This is a genomic window from Micromonospora sp. NPDC002575, from assembly GCF_042889525.1.
Taxonomy (GTDB): Bacteria; Actinomycetota; Actinomycetes; order Mycobacteriales; family Micromonosporaceae; genus Micromonospora; species Micromonospora carbonacea.
Map to the genome: position 1 here is coordinate 249,162 of NZ_JBIARA010000009.1, position 19,466 is coordinate 268,627.

Sequence of the window (19,466 nt, forward strand, 5' to 3'; positions counted from 1 at the left end):
TTCGGCCCCCGCCGGCCGTCGTTCACGCCGTTGGTTGCCACAGGGAAACTTAAGGCGGGGCTAAGCGGCCTCTCAGGTGCCGCGCGGGCCGGCGGCGCACCCGGTCCGTCGAAAGTAGCAGCAGCAGAAGCGCGTGAGCCGCCGCCGCAGCGGGTATGCCTCCGAACCGCTGAACGCGTGAGGGGAAGGCACCGCCATGCTCAGCAAAGAGGATCAGCGCAGGTTCGAACAGATCACCCGTCAGCTCCGGGAGAGCGATCCGGAGTTCTTCGCCCGCCTGGACCATCGGGCCCGGGCCCGTCGCGGCCGGTACCTGATGCTGTTGACCGTCGTGCTGTGGGCCTCGCTGCCGGCGGCGACCGTCCTGGCCGGCCGACCGGCCGGGGCGATCTTCGCGGCGGTGCTGCTGGCCAACGCCGCCGTCATGTGGCGGTTCCGCCGCCGCTGGTGGTAGCCGCCCCGTCGCCGTCGGCCTCCGGGCGGAACCGGCCGAACTCCCGGTACGCCCGGCCCAGCCGTTCGGTCAGGCCGGGGCCGCCGAGCGCGGCCGGCGGGGCACCGAGCTGCCGCAACAGCAGGTCGGGCCCGGTCGCCAGGCTCGGCGGCCGGTCCGGCAGCGGCACCGGCGGGACCCAGAACCGGTCGACCGCGTCGGCGAGCGGCGCGGCGGGCAGCGGGGCGAGCGCCCGCGCGGCGCCGACGGCCGGCACCGCCCGGCCGTCGCCTGTGGACGGCGTGCCCGGGTCGCCCGGCGTGGGCGTCGCGTCCCGGTCGTCCCCGGTGGACACCGGCGCGGTCCCGCCGCCGTCGCGTCCCGGACCGGCGGGGTCTCCCCCGGGGCCGGTGGAGTCTCCTCCGGGGCCGGTGGGGTCTCCTCCGGGGCCGGTGGGGTCTCCTCCGGGGCCGGTGGTGGCGGCCCGCAGGGTCCGCAGCCGGTCCAGCAGGTCGGCGCGGCGGCGGCCCCGCCAGTGCAGCAGCTCGAACGGGTCGGCGTCGAACGCCTCCGCGAGCAGGTAGAACGTCGCGGCCAGGTGCTTGCACGGCACGGCGTGGTCGGGACAGGAGCAGTGCTGGTCCAGCTCGCCGACGCCGGCCGGGAACAGCGGCGCGCCGGTGGCCGCGAACAGCTCCTCCAGCTCGGCCGGCAGGTCGCCGGCGAGCAGCCGGGCGCTGAAGAACGCCTGCGCCGCCAGCGCCGCCTCCACCCGTTCCCACCGCGCCGCCGGGAACGGCTCCACCGCGATGCGCACCTGGTAGGGCCGGGGGCGGGAGCCCTGCACGCGGGCGGTCACCACGCCGGGGGCGACATCGAGGTCGAGAACCTGGCCCGCCCGCGCGTACGCCCGGCCACGGGTGAGCCGGGTGCCCAGCGCGAAGGACTCCAGCACCTCCAGGAACCGGCGCGACCACCAGGACCGGCCGATCGCGCCCCGGGTGCTGCGGGCCCGCAGCCCGCCCTCGACGCGGCGGGGCGGCCCGTAGTCGGCGAACGGGCCGGTCACTCGACCACCGCCCCCGCCTCCAGGGCGAACAGCTCGCGCAGCCGTTCGGTGGACAGCTCGGTGACCCACTGCTCCCCGGCGCCCACCACCGACGCGGCGAGGCTCCGCTTCTCGGCGATCATCGCGGCGACCTTCTCCTCCACCGTGCCGGCGCAGACGAACTTGCGGACCTGCACCCGCCGCCGCTGCCCGATGCGGAACGCCCGGTCGGTGGCCTGGTCCTCCACCGCCGGGTTCCACCACCGGTCGACGTGCACGACGTGGTTGGCGGCGGTGAGGGTAAGCCCGGTGCCGCCGGCCTTGAGGGAGAGCACGAACAGCGGCGGACCCGCGTCGGACTGGAACCGGGTCACCATCGCGTCCCGGTCGGCCTTGCCGACCCCGCCGTGCAGGAAGAGCACCTCGCGGCCGAACCGGGCCGAGAGGTGGCCGCGCAGCATCCCGCCGAACTCGGCGTACTGGGTGAACAGCAGGGCCTTCTCCCCCGCCGCGAGCACCTCGTCGAGGATCTCCTCCAGCCGGGCCAGCTTGCCGGAGCGGCCGGGCAGCGCGGAGCCGTCGCGCAGGAGCTGGGCGGGATGGTTGCAGACCTGCTTGAGCCGGGTCATCGCCGCCAGCACCAGGCCGCGCCGCTCGATGCCGTCGGTGGACTCGATGCGGGCCAGCATGTCGTCCACCACCGCCCGGTACAGCGCCGCCTGCTCGGCGGTGAGGTTGCACAGCACCTCCATCTCCAGCTTCTCCGGCAGGTCGGAGATGATGGAGGAGTCGGTCTTGAGCCGGCGCAGCACGAACGGGCCGGTCATCCGGCGCAGCCGCTCGGCGGCCTCGGCGTCGCCGTGCCGCTCGATCGGTTCGGCGTACGCCTTCCTGAAGCTGGCGGCCGGGCCGAGCAGGCCGGGGTTGGCGAACTGCATGATGGACCACAGGTCGGCGAGCCGGTTCTCCACCGGCGTGCCGGTGACCGCGATCCGGTGCCGGGCCGGCAGCGCCCGCACGGCCTCCGCCTGCCGGGTCGAGGCGTTCTTGATCGCCTGGGCCTCGTCGACGACGACCCGGTGCCAGTCGATCCCGGCGAGGTCGACGGCGTCGCGGGCGGCCACCGAGTAGGTGGTGAGGACCAGGTCCGCCGCGTGCACGGCCGCGACGAAGTCGTCGCCCCGCGCCCGCTCGGCGCCGTGGTGCACGTGTACGCGCAGCTTCGGGGTGAACCGGGCGGCCTCCCGCTGCCAGTTGCCGACCAGCGACATCGGACAGACCAGCAGGGTCGGGCCGGCGTCGGGCGGGTCCCCGGCGAGCAGGGCGAGAAGCTGCACCGTCTTGCCCAGCCCCATGTCGTCGGCGAGCACCCCGCCCAGGCCCAGCGACTGGAGGAACGCCAGCCAGGCCAGCCCGCGCCGCTGGTACGGCCGCAGCGTCCCGGCGAAGGCCGGCGGCGGGTCCAGCGGAACGAGCCGGCGCTCGGCCTGCCCGGCGAGCAGGTCACCCAGCGCGCCGTCGGCGACCACCTCCAGCACCGGCAGCGCGTCGGCGGAGTCGGCCTCGGCCAGCCCGAGCCGCAGCAGGTCGGCCACCGTCAGCTCGCCCGCCGACCGCAGCAGCCGCAGCCCGGCCGCCAGCCGCCCCGGGTCCAGCTCGACCCAGCGCCCGCGCAGCCGCACCAGCGGGGTCTTCAGCTCCGCCAGCGCGGCCAGCTCCTCGGCGGAGATCGGCTCGTCGCCGAGGGACACCTCCCACCGGTAGTCGACCAGGGCCTCCAGGCCGAACCCGCCGTCGGCGGCGGCGACCGTGCCGGGGGCGGTGCGGCTGCGCGCCTGGAGCCGCGCGCCCAGCCGCGCCGACGGCCGCCGCCACCAGCCGGGCAGCAACACCCCGAACCCGGCGGCGTGCAGCACCGGCGCGCCCTCGCGCAGGAACCGGTGCGCGCCCTCGACGTCCAGCTCCAGCGCCTCCGGCGTCGCCGTACGCAGGGCGGCGTCCAGCTCCGGCCAGAGCCGGCTGGCCCGGCCCAGCTCGGCGAGCAGGGTCTCCTGGGGCGAGTCGAGCCGGCCGGCGAGCCCGGGCGGGGCGTGCGGGGACCGCCAGACGTCACCGGCGTCCACGACCAGGCCCGGCTCGTCGGCGGCCTGGAGCCCGAACTCCACCCGCCAGCGCCCCGCGTCGACGGATCCGGTCTCGGCGTCGACGGCACCGGTCCCGACGACGGCGGCGTCCGCGTCGGCGTCGTCCACGTCGTCGGCGGCCCGGGCCAGCGCGACGGTCAGGGCGTCGGCGATCGGGTCGGCGGCCGGCTCCACCAGCCGGAAGCTGGCCCGGACCGCGCCCCCGGCCGCGTCCCGTTGCCAGTCGTCCAGCTCGGCGGCCAGCGCGTCGAGGGCGGCCCGCTCGGCGGTGAACCCGCCGTCCGGCGCGGTCAACGCCGCCAGCCAGGCCGGCGTCGCGCCGCTGCGGCGGCCACCCCGGGTCAGCACCGTCCGGGTCAGGGCCGCCCGCGCGGCGGCGTCGGTGAGCGCGTCGAGGGCGTCGGCGACCAGCTCCCCGGCCGGCGCGTCGGCGGCGGCCCGGGCCGCCGGGGGCAGGGCCAGGGCCAGCGACCGGGCCCAGGCGGCGTCGGCGCCCGTGAGCAGGGGCCGCCACACCGCCCGCGCCCCCACCTCGCCGGCCCGGGCCGGGCCGGAGGCGCGCGCCGCGCCCGCCCCGACGCCCACACGCCGGGCTGCCCGGCCGGCGAGCTGCGGCGCGGCGGAGGCACCGTCGACATGCAGCGCGGCGGAGGCACCGGCGATCGGGCGGAAGGCGGTCAATCGGGGCCCGGGTGCTCCGGCGACGCCGGGCAGGACCCGGCCCCGCCGGACCAGGTCGGCGGCGAACTCGGCCAGCTCCGCGAGGTGCCGCAGCGTCGCGCCGGGCACCCCGGCCCGGTCACCGGCAGCGCGCAGCAGCGCGAGCGCGTCCGCCGGGGCGTACCGGAGGGCGGGAGCGCGCCAGCCGGCGAGGGTGACCGGCCCCCGGACCGGTTCGGCGACGGCCGGGCGGACCAGCTCCGGGGAGCCGGCCGGCGAGCCGGCCCGGGTGGGCAGGCGCAGCAGCACCGACCCGGGCTCGGCGGCTGGCGGCCCGGCGGCGAGGGCGGCGGTGAGGGCGGCGTGGTCGGCGGCGAACGGGTGGGGGCGCTCGCGGGGGGCCCGGCCCGGCCGGCGGGGCGCCTGCGGCGGCAGGGCGCTGTCCTCCGCCCAGACGGCGAGCCCCGCGCCGGGCAGCCACGCCCCGTGGACGACCAGCACCGCTCCCCCTCCGCCGACGACCCCCGAGGATAGCCGGGCCCGGCAGGGCCGCCGAGGCGCCGGGCCGGGCCGCTACGGTCGGGGGATGTTCGATCTTCTGGTGCTCGGCGGGCTGGGGGTGGATCTGCGGGTACAGGTGCCGCAGCTCCCCCTGCCGGCCGCCGACTCGCTCACCGTGCCCCCGATCGACCTGCGGATCGGCAACACCGGGGCGGGGGTGGCGCTGGCCGCCCGCGCGCTGGGCCTGCGGGTCGCGGTCGTCGACGTGCTCGGCGCCGACCCGGCCGGCGAGGTGGCACGCCGGGCGCTGAAGCGGGCCGGGGTGCACGCCGAGCTGGTCGTCGGCCCCGGCGGCACCCGCCGGTCGGTGAACCTGGTCGACCCCGCCGGCCGCCGGATGTCGCTCTACGATCCCCGCCCGTGGCAGGGGCCGCCGCCGTTCGCGCCGCAGCGGCTGGCCGCGCTCGCCCGAGACGCGGCGCACGTACACGTCTCGATCATGGACTGGGTGCCGCCGCTGCTGCCCGACCTGCGCGCCGGGCTCCCCGCCGGCGTCGGCCTCTCCACCGACCTGCACGACTGGGACGGCGACAACCCCTACCACCGGCCGTTCGCCGAGGCCGCCGACCTGGTCTTCGTCAGCGGGGTGCGGCTCGGCGACCGGGCCGGGGCGCTCGCCGCCGCCCTCGCCCCCCGGACCACGGTGGTCACCCGGGGCGCGGACGGGGCCGAGCTGTTCGCGGGCGGGGCCCCGCCCGTGCGGGTGCCGGCCGCCGCCGCGCCCGCGCCGGTGGTGGACACCAACGGCGCCGGGGACGCCTTCGCCGCCGGCCTGCTCGCGGCCCGGCTGCGCGGCGCGGGGCTGGCCGACTCGGCGGCGTACGCGGCCCGGGTGGCCGCCGCGGCCTGCGCCCACGACGGCATGGAGTATCCGGCGGGGCTGCTGCCGACCCGCTGAGCGACGCCGCCGCCGGCCCGTCGCCGGGCGGCTGGCCGGGCACGTCGTCGGCCGTGGTCAGATCGCGCCGGTGGAGCCGTCGGTCAGCTCGCGCAGGATGTCGGCGTGGCCGGCGTGCCGGGCCGCCCCGGCGTCTGCCCTGCGCGGCGGCCCCGCCGGGCGTAGATCTTGGCAAGAATGTGCCCCTGGAGGGGCCGAAAATCGCCAAGATCTCCGGGTGACGGCGCTGCGGGGCGTCCGGGGCCGGGGCAGGATGGGCCCATGGCAGCAACGGTAGAGATCCCGCTGGCGGGCGGCACCGCCGACGGGGAGACGGTCAGGGTGGAGCTGGACAGCAACGGCCGGCCGCCGCTGACCCACCACCACCTCGGCGGGCACGGGCTGGCCGAGGCCGAGATCTACGAGTTGGAGTCGACCGTCGGCGGGGATCAGGGCTGGCTCTACCGGTGGCGGGGGCCGGCCGTCTGACCGCCACCCGGGACGGTGGTGGGTCAGGCCGCCCCGGCGCGGGTCAGGGTCCGCGAGCGGAGGCTCTCCAGCACCGCCCCCGTGACCCGGGAGGTGGCCCGGGCCTGATCGCAGACCTCCGCCACCCGGCGGGCGGTCTCCGCGGCACGCGCGTGCCGCTCGTCCCACAGGCGGTCGACCTCGGCCAGCAGCGGCCCCTCGACCTCGCGTTCCACGCCGCGCAGCGCGGGCACGCCGAGCCGCTGGGCGAGGTCGAAGACCTTCCCGGCGTACGGCAGGGGCAGGAACGGGGTGCCGACCATCGCCGAGAAGATCAGGAAGTGCAGGCGCATGCCGACGGCGAGGTCGAAGTGCCGCATCAGCCCCAGCACCTGCCGGGGCGAGTAGTCGCCGTGCAGGATGCGGCCCCGGTCGGCGGCGGTCATGTGCGACATCACGCCGTGCGAGTGCCGGATGTCGTCGCGTTCCATCGGCACGAAGAGCACGTGCGCGTCGATCCGGTGGACGAGGAAGTCGGCGATCTGGGCGATCAGCCGGTGGTAGCCGTCGACGTCGAGCCGCTCGGCGGCCCGGCCCGGCTCCCGCACGCTGAGCCCCACCAGCCGCCGGCCGGCCGGCACGCCCTCCTCGCGCAGGAGGTGCTCGGGGAACTCCTCCGGCTCCAGCAGGAACGCGGGGTCGGCGGTCACCGTGATCGGGTTGAGCAGCCCGGCCTCCTCCAGCACCATCCGGGACTCCTGGTCCCGCACCGTGACCTCGGTGGCGCCGGCCAGGGTCTCCCGCACCATGCCGGTGTCCACCCCGTCGCTGAGCGGCCCCACCCCGACCGCGTACGTGAGCAGGGGCAGCCCCCGCTCCTGGGCGACCCGCACGACGCGCAGGTAGCGGCGGGCCTCCCGGTCGTAGAGGATGCCGCCGCCGCCGAGGATCAACAGGTCCAGCTCGGCCAGCACCTCGGCCGAGTCGACCCGACTCACCCCCTCCCACGGCACCGCCTCGACGTCCGGGTGGGCCTGGGCGGTATGCGCCGGATTGCGGGAGAAAACGATGATCCGCGCGTCGGGCTCGTGCGAGCGCAGGTCGGCCAGCAGGCCGCTCAGGATCGCCTCGTCGCCGAGGTTGCGACCGCCGTACGAACCCAGCACGCCGATCGTCGGTGCGGTGCGGTCCCTCATTGAGCTCGCTCCTCCCCGCAGGATGCGCGTTCCGGGTGGGTTTCCCGCTGGCTGCGGGGGCACACGTCCCGCCTCGCGAGGGGTCAGCCCGCCCTTGCGAGGGGTCAGCCCGGCGGCGGCAGCGGCTTGACCATCTGCTGGGCGGTGACCCGGAAGCCGAGGCTGTCGTAGAGCCGGATCGCCACGGTGTTGTGCCCGAACACGTTCAGCCCGAGCCGGTCGACGCCGAGCCGGGCGAGTTCGGCCTCGGCGAGCTGGATCATCCGCCGCGCGTGCCCCCGCCCCCGGTGGGCGGGATGCACCTCGATGTTGTGGATCCAGGCCATCGTCGGCCGGTCGACGTCGGGCAGGGTGGTCCAGATCCAGCCCACCTCCTCGCCGTCGGCCACGGCCACCCGCAGCAGGACGCCGGGGCTGGCCACCCCGTCGGGCAGCAGCCGGCCGATCTGGGCCAGCGCCTCAACCCGGGCCGCCTCCGGCGACAGCCCCCGGGCCTCGGCGAGGTTCTCGGCGTACGACCGTTCGAGCCCGACCCGCAGGCGGGCGAGCTGATCGTCGGTCATCGGGGCCAGGGTGAGCGACACGCGACTCCTTCGGGTCCTTCGGGACGGCCGGGTCGCGCCGCCCGCCGCGAGCAGGCGGGCCGCCGTCAGTGGCGCGCCGCGCCCGGTCGCGGGGCGGCGTCGCCGACGAGGCGGGACACCAGGGCGGAAACCACCTCGTCGACGTCGAAGCCGGCGTCGATCGACGTGGTGAGCAGGTCGAGCAGCAACCCGTCCACCGCATAGTGGAGCAGGGCGATCTCGAACGCGCCACCCGGTAACCCGGCAGCGGCGTGGAACGCGACGTCGTCGGCGTACCCCCGGCGCAGCACCTCGGCCAGGCCCCGGCCCAGCTCGGGGTGGCGGGCCGCCTCCAGCCGCAGCTCGATCAGCGCCCGGGTGACGTCCGGCTCGCGGGTGGTGCGCTCGACGATGTAGCGGACGTAGTCGGTGGTGAGGTCGAGCGACGGGTCGCGGGCGGCGAGCCGGGCGAGGACGGCCTCGTCCGGGGCGTACCGCTCGAAGGCCCGCTCGCCGAGCGCGCCGAGGAGCGCCTCGCGGGTGGGGAAGTAGTTGGAGGCGGTGCCGGTGGGCACGCCCGCCTCGGCGTCGACGGCGCGGTGGGTGAGGCCCCGCGCCCCGGCGGCGGCGAGCACGCGCAGCCCGGCGTCGGCGAGCAGGGCGCGTCGTTGCGGGTTCCGGGCCATGCCGAACACAGTAGCAACAACCACGACAGGTGTAGTACGTTCCAACCACGACATCAGTAGTGGTTGACGGGAGCCCCCTTGCGCAAGCTCGTGTACTACGTGGCCAGCACCCTCGACGGCTTCATCGCCGCCCCCGACGGGTCCTACGACTTCTTCCCCCTCGAGCCGGACGTGGCCGCCCACCTCACCGCCGGATGGCCGCAGACCTTCCCCACGTTCAGCCACCCGCAGCTCGGCATCGACCGGCCCACCGGCCGCTTCGACGCGGTGCTGATGGGCCGCGCCACCTACGACCCGGCGCTGCGCGTCGGCGTCACCAGCCCGTACGCCCACCTGCGGCAGTACGTCTTCTCCCGGTCGCTGCCCCCGTCGACCGACCCCGGGCTGGAGGTCGTCGCCGGCGACCCGGTGGCCTTCGTCCGCGGGCTGAAGGGGCGGGCCGGGGGCGACATCTGGCTCTGCGGCGGCGGGCAGCTCGCCGGCCAACTCCTGCCGGAGGTGGACGAGCTCGTGGTCAAGCTGCACCCGATCGTGGCCGGCAGCGGCATCCCGCTGGCCGCCCGGGGCTTCGAGGCGCACCGGTTCACCCTGACCGGCACGCGGTCGTTCGACAGCGGGCTGGTCCTCCTGCACTACGCCGCCGCGCCGGCCCCGTCGCCGGCGGCGGCCGACGCAGCGGCCCCGTCGGTGTCGGCCCCGTCGGTGTCGGCGGCGGCGGCGGGCGTCACTGCGGAGGGCGCGCCGGAGCGGTGAGGAACGGCAGCACGGCGGCGGGCAGCGCGGGCGAGTCGAGCATCTCGTAGTGGGTCAGGCCCGGCAGGACGGCCAGCCGGGACGCGGGACGGTCGCTGCCGTCCCAGCCGGCGTCCCGGTGGCCGCCGCCCAGCAGCCCGAAGAACTCCGCCACGTGGCTGGTCGGCACCGAGTCGGCGTCGGCGAAGACCAGCAGGGTCGGGTTCGCCAGGGCGGCCACCTGCGCCGACCAGTCGTAGTCTTGGCGCAGCAGCTCCCCCGTCTTCGCCCACAGCGCCGGCCAGTCCTGCGGGCGGGGGGCGACCCGGGCATACAGCTCGTGCGGCGGGGTGCCCCGCATCCGCTCCCCCATCGGCGCGTCCTGGGCCGCCATCGCGGCCCGCACCTCCGGATACCACCCCCCGCTGCGGCACGGCGCGGAGACCACCACGAGGCGGCGCACCAGCGCGGGATGCTGGATCGCCAGCCGCAGCGCCACCCCGCCGCCCAGCGAATAGCCCAGCACGTCGGCCTCGCCGAGACCCAGGTGGCGGACCAGCGCGGCCACGTCGTCGGCCATCGACTCGAACCGCAGGGGGCGGTCGACGTCGGCGGTGCGGCCGTGCCCCTGGAGGTCGACCGTCACCACCCGCCGCCGGCCGGCGAACGCCGGCAGGAGCGGGGCGAACGACTCCGCCGTGCCGTAACCCCCGTGCAGCAGCACCAGCGGCCGGCCCGAGCCGCGCACCTCGTGCCACAGCCGCAGGCCGTTGACCTCCGCGTAGCTCACCCCTGGCCACCTCCGGCTCCGTCCGACCGTCCCGCTTCGCATCAAACCCCAGCGGTACGACATTCCGGCCCGGAAACTTCTCCGGAGTTTTCTGTTGGCGTCCCGCCCCCTCGCGACTCCCACCGGTGTCAACGCAACACACACCCTCGGCCGGGCCACCCGCCGCGCCGAGCAATCCTTGGAGAGGCAGACACCATGCGAGAAGGATCGAACCGGAGCCGGTGGACGCGTCGCACGGCCACCGTGGGCGGGGCCGCCCTGAGCGCGCTCGTGCTCGGCCAGCTGGCCCTCACCGGGCCCGTGGCGGCGGTGCCCGGCCTGGGCATCAGGACGACCACCGGCCCCAGCAACTCCGTCGCGAAGTCGCAGAGCGCGACCTGCCCGGCGGGCACCACGGTCATCGGCGGCGGCGGCGCGATCACCGGCTCCGGCCTCGGGCAGGTCGGCATGGACATCATGCGTCCACTGGTCGGCGGGGACGCGTACTCGGTGACCGGCCGCGAGGACGGCAACGGCGTCACCGGCGACTGGGCGGTCACCGCGAGCGCGGTGTGCGCCCCGGCCCCCAGCGGCCTGGTCACCGTCTCCGGCAGCAGCGCGCCCAGCCTCGGCACGTCCAACTGGTTCGAGAAGTCCTGCCCCGCCGGCAAGCACGCCATCGGCGTCGGCGGCGCCGTCGTCGGGGCGTCGAACAGCGAGGTGATCCTGGAGGACCTGCGCATCCAGCAGAACAGCGTCGTGGTGGCCGGCGCCGAGGACGACACCGGCTTCGCCGGCACCTGGTGGCTCGACGCCACCGCCATCTGCGCCGACCCGCTCCCCGGCGAGCAGCGCGTCGTCGACGACAGCGCCTACAGCTCCGCCGCCGTCCAGTCGGTGGTCGCCACCTGCCCGCCGGGGACCCGGGTGCACGGCGTCGGCGGCGAGATCGTCGGCGGCGACGGCCAGGTGCGCCTGACCGAGATGCGGGCCACCTCCTCGACCACGGTCACCGTCCGGGCCATGGAGGACGAGACCGGGTTCGGCAGCAACTGGAAGGTGCGCGCGTACGCGGTCTGCGCGAACTGACCCGGTCGGGCGGGCCGCCGGTCGCCCCGGGGGCCCGCGCCGTCGTGGCGGCGGGGCGTAAACCGCTTGCCGTACGCCGGGGGCGCGGCACGATGACGTGGAGTCGCCGCGTGAGTTCGTCCACCAACCGGGGAGCATCAGCAATGACGGACAAGGCGTATCAGGTCATCGTGCGCGGCAGGTTCGCGCCGCTCGACGCCGGGCAGCGGGCCGCGCTGCTCGCCCGGGCCGACGAGCACGACGTGTTCGCGGCGCGGTTCACCGAGGAGGGCACGGTGACCTACGAGCGTTCCCTGCTCGGGTTCACCTTCCGCTGCGTCGTCCGGGCCACGGCGGAGGACGCCGAGGACGTGGTGACCGGCCGGGCGGAGGCGCTCGCCGCAGCCGCCGTGCGCGGGCTGGGCGTCGACCACGGCGACCTCGCGTCGGTGGCGACGGACCTCGACAGCATCAAGGTCCGCCAGCGGGGACGCTGACGGCGAAGGACTGAGACGACAGCGGGCCGCCGGTCGCCCCCGGCGGCCAGCATGCTTGGTGCATGCGCCTGTTGGTACTCGGCGGGACCTGGTTCGTGGGCCACGCGATCGTCACCGCGGCCCTCGACGCCGGCTGGGAGGTGACCACGTTCCACCGGGGCACCTCGGCCGGGACTGGCCTCGAAGGCATCCGCACCGTCCAGGGCGACCGGACGAAACCGGCCGACGTCGCCGCCCTGACCGATGCCGGGCGGTGGGACGCCGTGGTGGACACCTCTGGCTACGTGCCGAGGAACACGCTCGACGTGGCGCGGGCGCTGGCCCCCGTCGCCGACCGGTACGTCTTCGTGTCGACGGTGAGCGTCTACCGCGACTGGCCCCGGAAGCCGCTCAGCGAGGACTCTGCGGTGCTCCCCTGTCCGCCCGACGCGGGCCCGGAGCACGGCACCGACACGGAGGACGGGCCGACACGGTACGGCTACCAGAAGTCCGGCTGCGAGGCGGCGGCCGTCGCCGCGTTCGGGCCGGACCGGACGACGATCCTGCGCCCCGGTGTGGTGCTCGGACCACGCGAGTACGTCGGCCGGCTGCCCTGGTGGCTGCGTCGCGTGGCCGGCGGTGGCCGGATTCTCGCCCCCGGCTCGCCGGACCGCCCGATCCAGCCGGTCGACGTACGGGACCTGGCCGCGTTCACCCTGCGCACCGTGGCCGACGGGATCTCTGGCGCCCTGAACGTCTGCGCACCGGTCGGGGCGGCCACGTTCGGGGACCTACTCGCCGCCTGCGCGGACGTCACCGGGGCGGCGGCCTCGTTCGAATGGGTGCCGGACGACGTGCTACTCGGCGAAGGAGTGCGGCAGTGGTCCGAGCTGCCCCTGTGGCGCGCCTACGAGGGCGTGTGGCGGGTCGACACGACCCGCGCGCGCCGCGCCGGCCTGCGCTGTCGGCCGCTGGGCGAGACCGTGGCCGACACCTGGCGGTGGCTGACGGAGGCTGGCGAAACGAGCCTCCATGATCGGGCCGTCGAGATCGGGCTCAGTCGGGACAAGGAGCAGCGCGTGCTGACGGCCTGGGAAGCGTCAGGACAGTGGGCGGGCTGACGTTTCGGCCAGCCAGACGGAGACGCCCTCGGCCAGCCGCTGCGCCTCCGGGTCACTGGCCCACGGTTCCTTGGTGAGCAGCCGGCCGGCCTTGGCCAGCCGACCGGTCAGGGAGACGTTCCGCTTGTGCGCCGGCAGTTCGAGCACACCATGCAGCGCATCGGCTGCGGCATCCCGCTCGCCCATGTGTAGATACGCGGTGGCCACATCGATCCGGGCCCCATTGATCTGGGAGTACGGCTGCCGGGGCGCCGGCAGGGTTTCGTGCAACCGCAACGCTTCGTGGGCGTACTTCGCCGCCTGCTCGCCGTTGCCCAGGTCCAGCCATGCCGCCGCCGCGCAGGCCGCCGCTCGGGCCGCACCGAATGCGAACTCGCCACCGACCAACCGGCTCAGTCCGTCGGGCGACGAGGCGGCCACCTCTCGGTCGCGCTGCGCCGCATCCAGCACCCGCGCGACCGAGCCGGCATCGGCCAGCAGGGCGTGGGAGCGGGAGGCGATGTACCGGAGACGGAGCCTCGGCTCTCCTTTAGGGGCCTCTCGCATCGCCCGGGCGAAGTAAGTCAGCGCGGCATCCGGTTCGTTGCGCCAGTTCGCCAACGTCATTCGCAGGCCGTAGGTCCACGCCTTGAGCGAGGCGTCTCCGGCCAGGTCCGCGTACTGTGTGGAGGCGCGGGCAAGCGCCGTCGACTCGTTCCAGTGCCCGAGGTCGAACGCGGTGGACGCCATCAGCGCCGTCCCCTGTCCGACGATCACGTACAGGTCGGCGAGATCCCCCGGCCGACGCGTGCGTTCGACCAGCTTCCGGGCCTCGTTCCGCAGGTGACGCGCGCCCGTGAACACATCGAACGCGGTCATCCCGCTGGAGCCCGCGAGTAGGACCATCTCCTCCTGCAATGACTCGATAGATTCGTCGATGGCTGACCCAAGAGTCAGTAGGGGATCCTCAGCCACGGATTCCGTGGCATCGCTCACGATGTCGACAACAGCAGTTCCGGCGGACGACGCAGCGTCGGACTCACCGACGGCGTAGACGGCCGAACGGAGAAAGTCGTCCCGGGCCGCTTCGGATACCCGATTCAGGGCAGCAGTCAGGATCTCCTGATTGAGTTTCCCGGGCACCGTATCAGGGCGGCTATGCCAGTAGGCGACGGTCCTGACGGCGATCCCGAGCCAGCCCGCGAATCCCTCGTTCGTCATCGCCGCCGCTCGCTGGAGCAGGCAGGCACGGCGGCCTGTCCACCGGGGAGCCTCCACCACAGCGACCTCAGCTCGTCGATTGCATCAGCTTGCTCTCATCTTGCACCGCCATTGCCTGGGCTGGCCAGCCGCCACAACGGACGCTGACTGACGAAAGTCGCTCGAAAGTCACCTAGATGAGAAGTCCGACGATCGCCATCTCTGTCGCCGGGATTCTCAGTCGTCGCCGCAGCCATAAGGAGCTTCATGAGGTCAACACCAGACGGCCGGAAATTTCGCGTGGGCCCGACGATGATCCGGGTCTGGAGAATTCTGAGTGGCCAATCGCGGAGGGACTCAAGCCGGGATCACGGTCTCGACGTCGGCCAAGCGGGCCAGGAAGCGGAGTTCCGGGCCGCGCAGCGGCTGATCCTGGACGAGGCCGAACGCCAACGCGGCACCCCGGAGGGCGGGCGGCACCGGTGGTACGACGGGCCGACCCGACTCGTGCCGCTCGCCCACCAACGGGCGCCCCGGCTGACGCGGCAGCAGCGCGGGTACCGGTGCCGTGGATGAGCTGCCCGTGGGCCGACGGATCGCGTACTGGCGGACCCGACGCAGGATGTCTCAACAGGTACTCGCCGACACGTTGGGCAAGTCGAAGAGCTGGGTGGACAAGGTCGAGCGGGGCGTACGCCGGCTGGACAAGCTCTCCAACCTCCAGGAGATCGCCGGTGTCCTCCGGATCGACGTCCAGTTCCTGATTTCCACCGAGCCGGCGTCCTCCGGGTCAGGCACGGCAGAGGGCGGACCGCTCTCCGACCGTGACCTCGACGCGCTGCGGGCAGCCATGTTCCGGCATGACGCCACCATGGCCCGCCCCGATTGCACCCGCCCACCCGGGATCGAAGCCGAACTGGATCGGAGCGTCGGGCACGCCTGGCTGACGTACCAGCACGCCGACTACCGGCAGCTCCTGCGGATCCTGCCCGGACTGCTGCACGACACCCAGTTGGCCCGGGTCGCACGTCCGGACAGTGCACGGACGCACCACCTGCTCGGGCAGGTCCACCAGCTCACCTCGGCGCTGCTCGGCAAGGTGGGCGAGACGGGCATGGCCTGGCTAGCCGCCGACCGGGCCCTGACGACCTGCCAAGATGCCGGCGACGAGTCACTCGTCGCGTTGGCCGCCGGCCAGTTTGCCCGCGTACTGCGCTCCCTAGGGCGCCACCGGCACAGCATGGAGGTGGCGGTCACCGTCGCAACCCGGCTCGCCCCGCCGGAGCCGCCAGACACACCGCCCGAGCATCTTCCCGGCTACGGAGCCCTCCTACTCCAGGCCGCCGCCGGCGCGGCCGGCTGCGGCGACCAGGACGCCGTACGCCGCTTCCTCGATCAGGCCGACGAGGCGGCCACCCTGATGGGCGAAGACCGGAGCCAGCACTGGGCAACCTTCGGGCCGGTCGCGGTCAGCCTGACCCGGATCACCACCGCACTCGATTTGGAGGACCACGCCTATGCGCTCGCCCTGCATCGGCAGGTGGTGGGCAGCGTCGCCTTCCAGCGGCTTCCCGTGGAGCGCCGAGCGGCTCATCTGATCGACGTGGCCTGCCGGTGTGTGCGTCTGGGTGAACTGCCCGAGGCGGGGCGGGCGCTGCTGCTCGCTGATCGGACCGCGCCGTCCGAGGTGCGCCATCGCCCGGCCGCCCGAGATGCCCTGCGCATCCTGGTACGCCGCTCCGCTCGATCCGCGCCCGAGATCGCCCGCCTCGCCGAGACACTGCGGTTGCCTGTCTGAGGCCCGCCCGCCTTACGAGCCCGCCCGTTCCGAGGCGACCGGGGCGGCGAAGAACTCGGCGAGCGCGTCGACCAGGTGGCGCGGGGCACGGTTGAGCGCGTCGTGGCCGGCGCGCGGCACCACCAGGGTGCGGGCGTGCGGCAGGGCCCCTGCCAGGGCCTCGTTGATCGGCCGGTAGTAGGGCGGCCCCGCCCCGCCGCAGGCGAGCAGCACCTCGGCGGCGACGCCCGCCCACTGCTCCGGCGGGCCGTCGTGGCGGAAGATCAGCGTGGTTTCGTCGAGGGTGGTGGGCAGCAGCTCGCCCATGGTGCGGCCGATGGGCGTACGGATGAACAGCCGGCACATGGCGGCCTGCAAGACCAGCGGTAGGCGCGACGTGGCCGACTGGGTGTTGAGGCCGGCACCGGTGAGGGCCATGGCGCGGGCGAGGTCGCCGGCCCGCGCCGCGTCCCGTGCGGCCGGCAGCCACGCGGCCGGGAACAGGCCGTCGACCTGGACCGCCGCGTCGTAGAGGGCGAGCCGGCCGATTGGCAGCCGCCGCGCGGCGGCGCGCAGGGCGATGAAGCCGCCGCCGCTGTGGCCGATGACGTTGCGGGCTCCGGTGTGGGTCAGCAGCGCCGCGAGGTCGTCGATGTCCTGCTCGCCGTCGTAGGGCTCGGCGCGGGCGGCGGCGTCGGCCCGACCCCGGCGGTTGTAGAGGTGCACGGTGAAGCGGTCGGCCAGCCGGGTGGCCAGGCGTCGGTAGATCTCGATGGTGACGCCGCCGCCGTGCACGACGACGATGCCCGGCCCGGCGCCAATGGAGTAGAGCACGATCTCGGCCCCGTCGGCTGCGGGCACCCGTTGCACGGTCCAACTCTGTTCCACGTCACCCTCCCCTAAACCGCGAACACCGTTCGCAGTTTAGAGTGTAGCGGTGACCTCATCCGCCGAACCAGTGCGGCCGTCGATCTGGTCCCGCCCGGCCCGGGGGGCACGGGGCCCGGCACCGACGCACACCCGGGACGAGATCGTGGCCGCGGCGATCGCGGTGGCGGACGCCGACGGCATCGGCGCGGTCTCGATGCGGGCCGTCGCCTCCGCGCTCGACACCGGCGCCGGATCGCTCTACCGCTACCTGTCCTCCCGCGACGACCTGCTCGACCTGATGGCCGACCGGGCGGCGGGCGAGCTACGCCCGTACCCGGAGGCCACCGGCGACTGGCTCGACGGGATGCTGCGGATCGCCCGCCGGCAACTGGACCTGTACCGCAGGCACCGGTGGTTGGTGGAGATCCTGCCCCGGCCGACCGCCTTCGGCCCGGAGAGCCTGGCCTTCTTCGACCACTGCCTGGCGGTGCTGCGGCCGGTGCCGGCCCCGGCCACCGCCAAGTTCGAGGCGATCGCCATGACGACCGGCGTGGTGTCGCTCTTCGCGCGCAGCGAGTCCGCCGGCCCGCCGGCCCGCTTCGACGGGATCGACCTGGCGGCGTTCCCGAACCTGGTCGCCGCCCTCACCGCGCCGCAGGCGTCACCGGCGCAGCGCGACCTGTTCGACGCGACCGTACGCGGCGTCCTACGCGGACTGCTCGGCGACGCCGGGTGAACCGCCCGGCGGGGCGTCAGCGAGAGCGTCGGCCGGGCACCTCGTCGGTCAGGAAGGCCACGGGATCTCGTAGTACGTGGCCCCCGAGGAGATGGTGACAAGATGCTGGTGCTTTCGCAGCAGGTCACGCTGCTGTGCGTCAGGGTCAGCGGGGTGTGCCTCAACGAAGACAACCGGCCAGGTGAGGTCCGGGACCGACGGATCGTTCAACGTCGTGCTGTCCTGCGACCACCCCACGTTCACCCCCGAGTCGAGCCCGGGTGCGAGATAGCTCAGGCCGGGCAGGGGCAGCAGCAGCCCGTCGTCGGTCTTGCCATCCGCCGCGTAGTACCTCTCGACATCCTCGATGGCCGAGCCCGGCATCAGCCCGGCGGCCTTGGCGCGCTTGTCGACCTCCCGCAGCACCTTCAGAAGGTCGCCGCTTGCCCCGAAGTACCTGACCTCGCGGAAACTGCAACTGACCCGAAACTCGTCGTGCGGCCATAGGCCATTGGTGGCTCCGGCATGGCAGATGTCGAGCGTCGACGTCGCGACCGGCCGCAGCGGCGCCCCCCGAGTCACGGCGGAGAGCACGACGCTGATCTTCTCAGCGCTCGAAGCGCTTGCCTGCCGGGCCGCCGCCGATTGCGCTTCGCGGCTGGCTTCCTCCCGGGTGGGTTCATCAGATCCGCAGGCAGCGGGCATCAGGAGCAGAATCGCAGTGATCGCCAACCTGAACCAACGACGAGGAGTCATGGTTACGAGGATGCTGGCCGACCGCCGGGAGAACATGAGTTGCCGCACTCATCCCGCCACGAACAGTGAGCTGATCGCGACCGGCGGCGCAGGTGAGGCCGCCGCATCGCCTTGCGCCGACGTGCCCTGAGGCGAGCAGAATGCGGTTCAGAGTGTGGGCGCGGCAGGTTTCGAACCTGCGACCCCTCGCTTGTAAGGCGAGTGCTCTCCCACTGAGCTACGCGCCCCGAACGCCCGCACGGCGGGCCGGAGTCCGGCAATCTTACCCTGCCGGATCCGGCCCGCCGCGCCGGTGTGCCCGTGGTGGGATCAGGCGGCGACGGCGTCGGCCAGCGCCTTGCGCCAGCCCTGCTGGTCGCGCGCCTCGCCCGGCATGTTCATCTCGGCGAACCGGACGACGCCGGCCTTGTCGATCACGAACGTGCCCCGGTTGGCGATGCCCGCGACGTCGTTGAAGACGCCGTACGCCTGGGCCACCGCGCCGTGCGGCCAGAAGTCGGCCAGCAGCGGGAACTGGTAGCCCTCCTTCTCGGCCCAGATCTTGTGGGCGTAGACCGAGTCCACGCTCACGGTGAGCACCTGGACGTCGTCGTTGACGTACTCGTTGAGGTTGTCCCGCACCTCGCACAGCTCGCCCTGGCAGATGCCGGTGAAGGCGAGCGGGTAGAAGACCAGCAGCACGGTGCGCTTGCCGCGGAAGTCCGACAGCCGGACCTCCTGGTTGTTCTGGTCCTTGAGCACGAAGTCCGGCGCCTCGGCGCCAACCTCGATCGGCATGCGAGCTCCTTGGGTCGATTCTGGAGGTGGCATCAGCCTGCCACACCCGAGGGCCGGGGCCACCGGGTGTGGCCGGCCCCACGGGCGGGGACAGATTCGGCTACTTCTTGCCCTTGGCGCCCCGGCGCAGCACGAGGCGGGCGCCGCTCCAGTCCCGGCCGGCGTTGACCGTGGAGGTCTGTTGCAGGCCGGCGGTGGGCGCGGACTCCGCGATCTCGCTCGGCTCGACGTGGCCCTCCCGCCCGGCCTTGGGGGTCAGCAGCCACACGACGCCGTTGTCGGCCAGCGGGCCGAGGGCGTCGACGAGCAGCTCGAAGAGGTCACCGTCGCCGTCGCGGTACCAGACCAGCACTGCGTCGACCACCTCGTCGGTGTCCTCGTCGACCAGCTCTCCACAGCGGTCGGTCAGGGCGTCCCGGAGATCCTGGTCGACGTCCTCGTCGTACCCCATCTCCATGACGACCATCCCCGGCTCGATACCGAACCGGTCCGCCAGGCTGCGTACCCCGTCGGCGGCCTGACCAGCGGTCGCGCTCACTGTCGCGTGCCTCCTCATCTCGTCCCTGCTCGCGGCGTCGTTGCGACGCCGT

The 19,466-nt window shown here is 74.4% G+C and carries 20 protein-coding genes and 1 tRNA gene; 9 read left to right on the top strand and 12 right to left on the bottom strand.

The window, feature by feature from the left end:
* Positions 1 to 196 precede the first annotated feature (196 nt).
* Positions 197 to 454 (top strand): DUF3040 domain-containing protein, encoded by a 258-nt coding sequence (locus tag ACFYWL_RS16575; RefSeq protein WP_043967006.1) that lies wholly within the window; start codon positions 197 to 199, stop codon positions 452 to 454.
* Here ACFYWL_RS16575 and ACFYWL_RS16580 read toward each other — a convergent pair.
* Positions 423 to 1,502 carry an SWIM zinc finger family protein gene (locus ACFYWL_RS16580; RefSeq protein WP_386973155.1) on the bottom strand — a complete coding sequence of 360 codons (1,080 nt, stop codon included), beginning with the start codon at positions 1,500 to 1,502 and terminating at the stop codon, positions 423 to 425. The two genes, ACFYWL_RS16575 and ACFYWL_RS16580, sit on opposite strands and share 32 nt — an antisense overlap.
* A complete protein-coding gene (locus ACFYWL_RS16585; protein WP_386973157.1) occupies positions 1,499 to 4,786 on the bottom strand; it encodes an SNF2-related protein in 3,288 nt (1,095 codons plus the stop codon). The genes ACFYWL_RS16580 and ACFYWL_RS16585 overlap by 4 nt, the downstream gene beginning before the upstream one ends.
* Positions 4,787 to 4,871: 85 nt before the next feature.
* Between ACFYWL_RS16585 and ACFYWL_RS16590 the strand changes: the two genes are divergently transcribed.
* Both ACFYWL_RS16590 and ACFYWL_RS16595 read left to right on the top strand, forming a co-directional pair.
* Positions 4,872 to 5,744 carry a carbohydrate kinase family protein gene (locus ACFYWL_RS16590; protein ID WP_386973160.1) on the top strand — a complete coding sequence of 291 codons (873 nt, stop codon included), beginning with the start codon at positions 4,872 to 4,874 and terminating at the stop codon, positions 5,742 to 5,744.
* A gap of 261 nt (positions 5,745 to 6,005) precedes the next feature.
* Positions 6,006 to 6,212 (top strand): hypothetical protein, encoded by a 207-nt coding sequence (locus ACFYWL_RS16595; RefSeq protein ID WP_386973162.1) that lies wholly within the window; start codon positions 6,006 to 6,008, stop codon positions 6,210 to 6,212.
* 23 nt (positions 6,213 to 6,235) lie between these two features.
* Here the strand turns inward: ACFYWL_RS16595 and ACFYWL_RS16600 are convergent, their stop codons facing one another.
* From ACFYWL_RS16600 to ACFYWL_RS16610, 3 genes are all read right to left on the bottom strand, one after another.
* On the bottom strand, positions 6,236 to 7,387 hold the full coding sequence (locus ACFYWL_RS16600; RefSeq protein WP_386973165.1) for a polysaccharide pyruvyl transferase family protein: 1,152 nt from the start codon (positions 7,385 to 7,387) through the stop codon (positions 6,236 to 6,238).
* Between the two features lie 104 nt (positions 7,388 to 7,491).
* On the bottom strand, positions 7,492 to 7,950 hold the full coding sequence (locus tag ACFYWL_RS16605) for a GNAT family N-acetyltransferase (protein ID WP_386973168.1): 459 nt from the start codon (positions 7,948 to 7,950) through the stop codon (positions 7,492 to 7,494).
* A gap of 86 nt (positions 7,951 to 8,036) precedes the next feature.
* The gene (locus tag ACFYWL_RS16610) at positions 8,037 to 8,636 is read right to left on the bottom strand and encodes a TetR/AcrR family transcriptional regulator (protein WP_386973171.1); all 600 of its coding nucleotides are present in this window, start codon (positions 8,634 to 8,636) and stop codon (positions 8,037 to 8,039) included.
* Positions 8,637 to 8,714: 78 nt separating this feature from the next.
* On the opposite strand from ACFYWL_RS16610, the gene ACFYWL_RS16615 reads away from it, so the two are divergent.
* The gene (locus ACFYWL_RS16615; RefSeq protein ID WP_386973174.1) at positions 8,715 to 9,389 is read left to right on the top strand and encodes a dihydrofolate reductase family protein; all 675 of its coding nucleotides are present in this window, start codon (positions 8,715 to 8,717) and stop codon (positions 9,387 to 9,389) included.
* Here the strand turns inward: ACFYWL_RS16615 and ACFYWL_RS16620 are convergent.
* A complete protein-coding gene (locus ACFYWL_RS16620; RefSeq protein WP_386973177.1) occupies positions 9,361 to 10,158 on the bottom strand; it encodes an alpha/beta fold hydrolase in 798 nt (265 codons plus the stop codon). The genes ACFYWL_RS16615 and ACFYWL_RS16620 overlap by 29 nt on opposite strands.
* A 195-nt stretch (positions 10,159 to 10,353) precedes the next feature.
* Between ACFYWL_RS16620 and ACFYWL_RS16625 the strand changes: the two genes are divergently transcribed.
* The 3 genes from ACFYWL_RS16625 (at position 10,354) to ACFYWL_RS16635 (ending at position 12,802) form a co-directional block, all read left to right on the top strand.
* Positions 10,354 to 11,226 carry a hypothetical protein gene (locus ACFYWL_RS16625; protein WP_386973179.1) on the top strand — a complete coding sequence of 291 codons (873 nt, stop codon included), beginning with the start codon at positions 10,354 to 10,356 and terminating at the stop codon, positions 11,224 to 11,226.
* 143 nt (positions 11,227 to 11,369) lie between these two features.
* Positions 11,370 to 11,702 carry a DUF6204 family protein gene (locus ACFYWL_RS16630; RefSeq protein ID WP_386973182.1) on the top strand — a complete coding sequence of 111 codons (333 nt, stop codon included), beginning with the start codon at positions 11,370 to 11,372 and terminating at the stop codon, positions 11,700 to 11,702.
* A 62-nt stretch (positions 11,703 to 11,764) separates the two neighbouring features.
* Positions 11,765 to 12,802 (top strand): NAD-dependent epimerase/dehydratase family protein, encoded by a 1,038-nt coding sequence (locus ACFYWL_RS16635; RefSeq protein ID WP_386973185.1) that lies wholly within the window; start codon positions 11,765 to 11,767, stop codon positions 12,800 to 12,802.
* Here the strand turns inward: ACFYWL_RS16635 and ACFYWL_RS16640 are convergent.
* Positions 12,782 to 14,002: a hypothetical protein gene (locus ACFYWL_RS16640; RefSeq protein ID WP_386973187.1), complete on the bottom strand. Its 1,221-nt coding sequence runs from the start codon at positions 14,000 to 14,002 to the stop codon at positions 12,782 to 12,784. The two genes, ACFYWL_RS16635 and ACFYWL_RS16640, sit on opposite strands and share 21 nt — an antisense overlap.
* A gap of 547 nt (positions 14,003 to 14,549) precedes the next feature.
* On the opposite strand from ACFYWL_RS16640, the gene ACFYWL_RS16645 reads away from it, so the two are divergent.
* Positions 14,550 to 15,779: a helix-turn-helix domain-containing protein gene (locus tag ACFYWL_RS16645; RefSeq protein ID WP_386973190.1), complete on the top strand. Its 1,230-nt coding sequence runs from the start codon at positions 14,550 to 14,552 to the stop codon at positions 15,777 to 15,779.
* A 12-nt stretch (positions 15,780 to 15,791) separates the two neighbouring features.
* On the opposite strand, the gene ACFYWL_RS16650 is transcribed toward ACFYWL_RS16645, so the two are convergent.
* On the bottom strand, positions 15,792 to 16,646 hold the full coding sequence (locus ACFYWL_RS16650; RefSeq protein ID WP_386973193.1) for an alpha/beta fold hydrolase: 855 nt from the start codon (positions 16,644 to 16,646) through the stop codon (positions 15,792 to 15,794).
* A 49-nt stretch (positions 16,647 to 16,695) separates the two neighbouring features.
* On the opposite strand from ACFYWL_RS16650, the gene ACFYWL_RS16655 reads away from it, so the two are divergent.
* Positions 16,696 to 17,364 carry a TetR/AcrR family transcriptional regulator gene (locus ACFYWL_RS16655; RefSeq protein WP_386973196.1) on the top strand — a complete coding sequence of 223 codons (669 nt, stop codon included), beginning with the start codon at positions 16,696 to 16,698 and terminating at the stop codon, positions 17,362 to 17,364.
* 48 nt (positions 17,365 to 17,412) lie between these two features.
* Here ACFYWL_RS16655 and ACFYWL_RS16660 read toward each other — a convergent pair whose 3' ends face one another.
* The 4 genes from ACFYWL_RS16660 to ACFYWL_RS16675 all read right to left on the bottom strand — a co-directional run bounded on the left by ACFYWL_RS16660 (position 17,413) and on the right by ACFYWL_RS16675 (position 19,414).
* Complete coding sequence (locus tag ACFYWL_RS16660) at positions 17,413 to 18,099, bottom strand: hypothetical protein (protein WP_386973199.1); 687 nt, start codon at positions 18,097 to 18,099, stop codon at positions 17,413 to 17,415.
* Between the two features lie 155 nt (positions 18,100 to 18,254).
* Positions 18,255 to 18,326: transfer RNA gene (locus tag ACFYWL_RS16665), tRNA-Val, on the bottom strand.
* Positions 18,327 to 18,408: 82 nt separating this feature from the next.
* A complete protein-coding gene (locus ACFYWL_RS16670) occupies positions 18,409 to 18,876 on the bottom strand; it encodes a peroxiredoxin (protein ID WP_007072327.1) in 468 nt (155 codons plus the stop codon).
* A 100-nt stretch (positions 18,877 to 18,976) separates the two neighbouring features.
* Positions 18,977 to 19,414 (bottom strand): DUF3052 domain-containing protein, encoded by a 438-nt coding sequence (locus tag ACFYWL_RS16675; RefSeq protein ID WP_074474706.1) that lies wholly within the window; start codon positions 19,412 to 19,414, stop codon positions 18,977 to 18,979.
* Between the last annotated feature and the right edge of the window lie 52 nt (positions 19,415 to 19,466).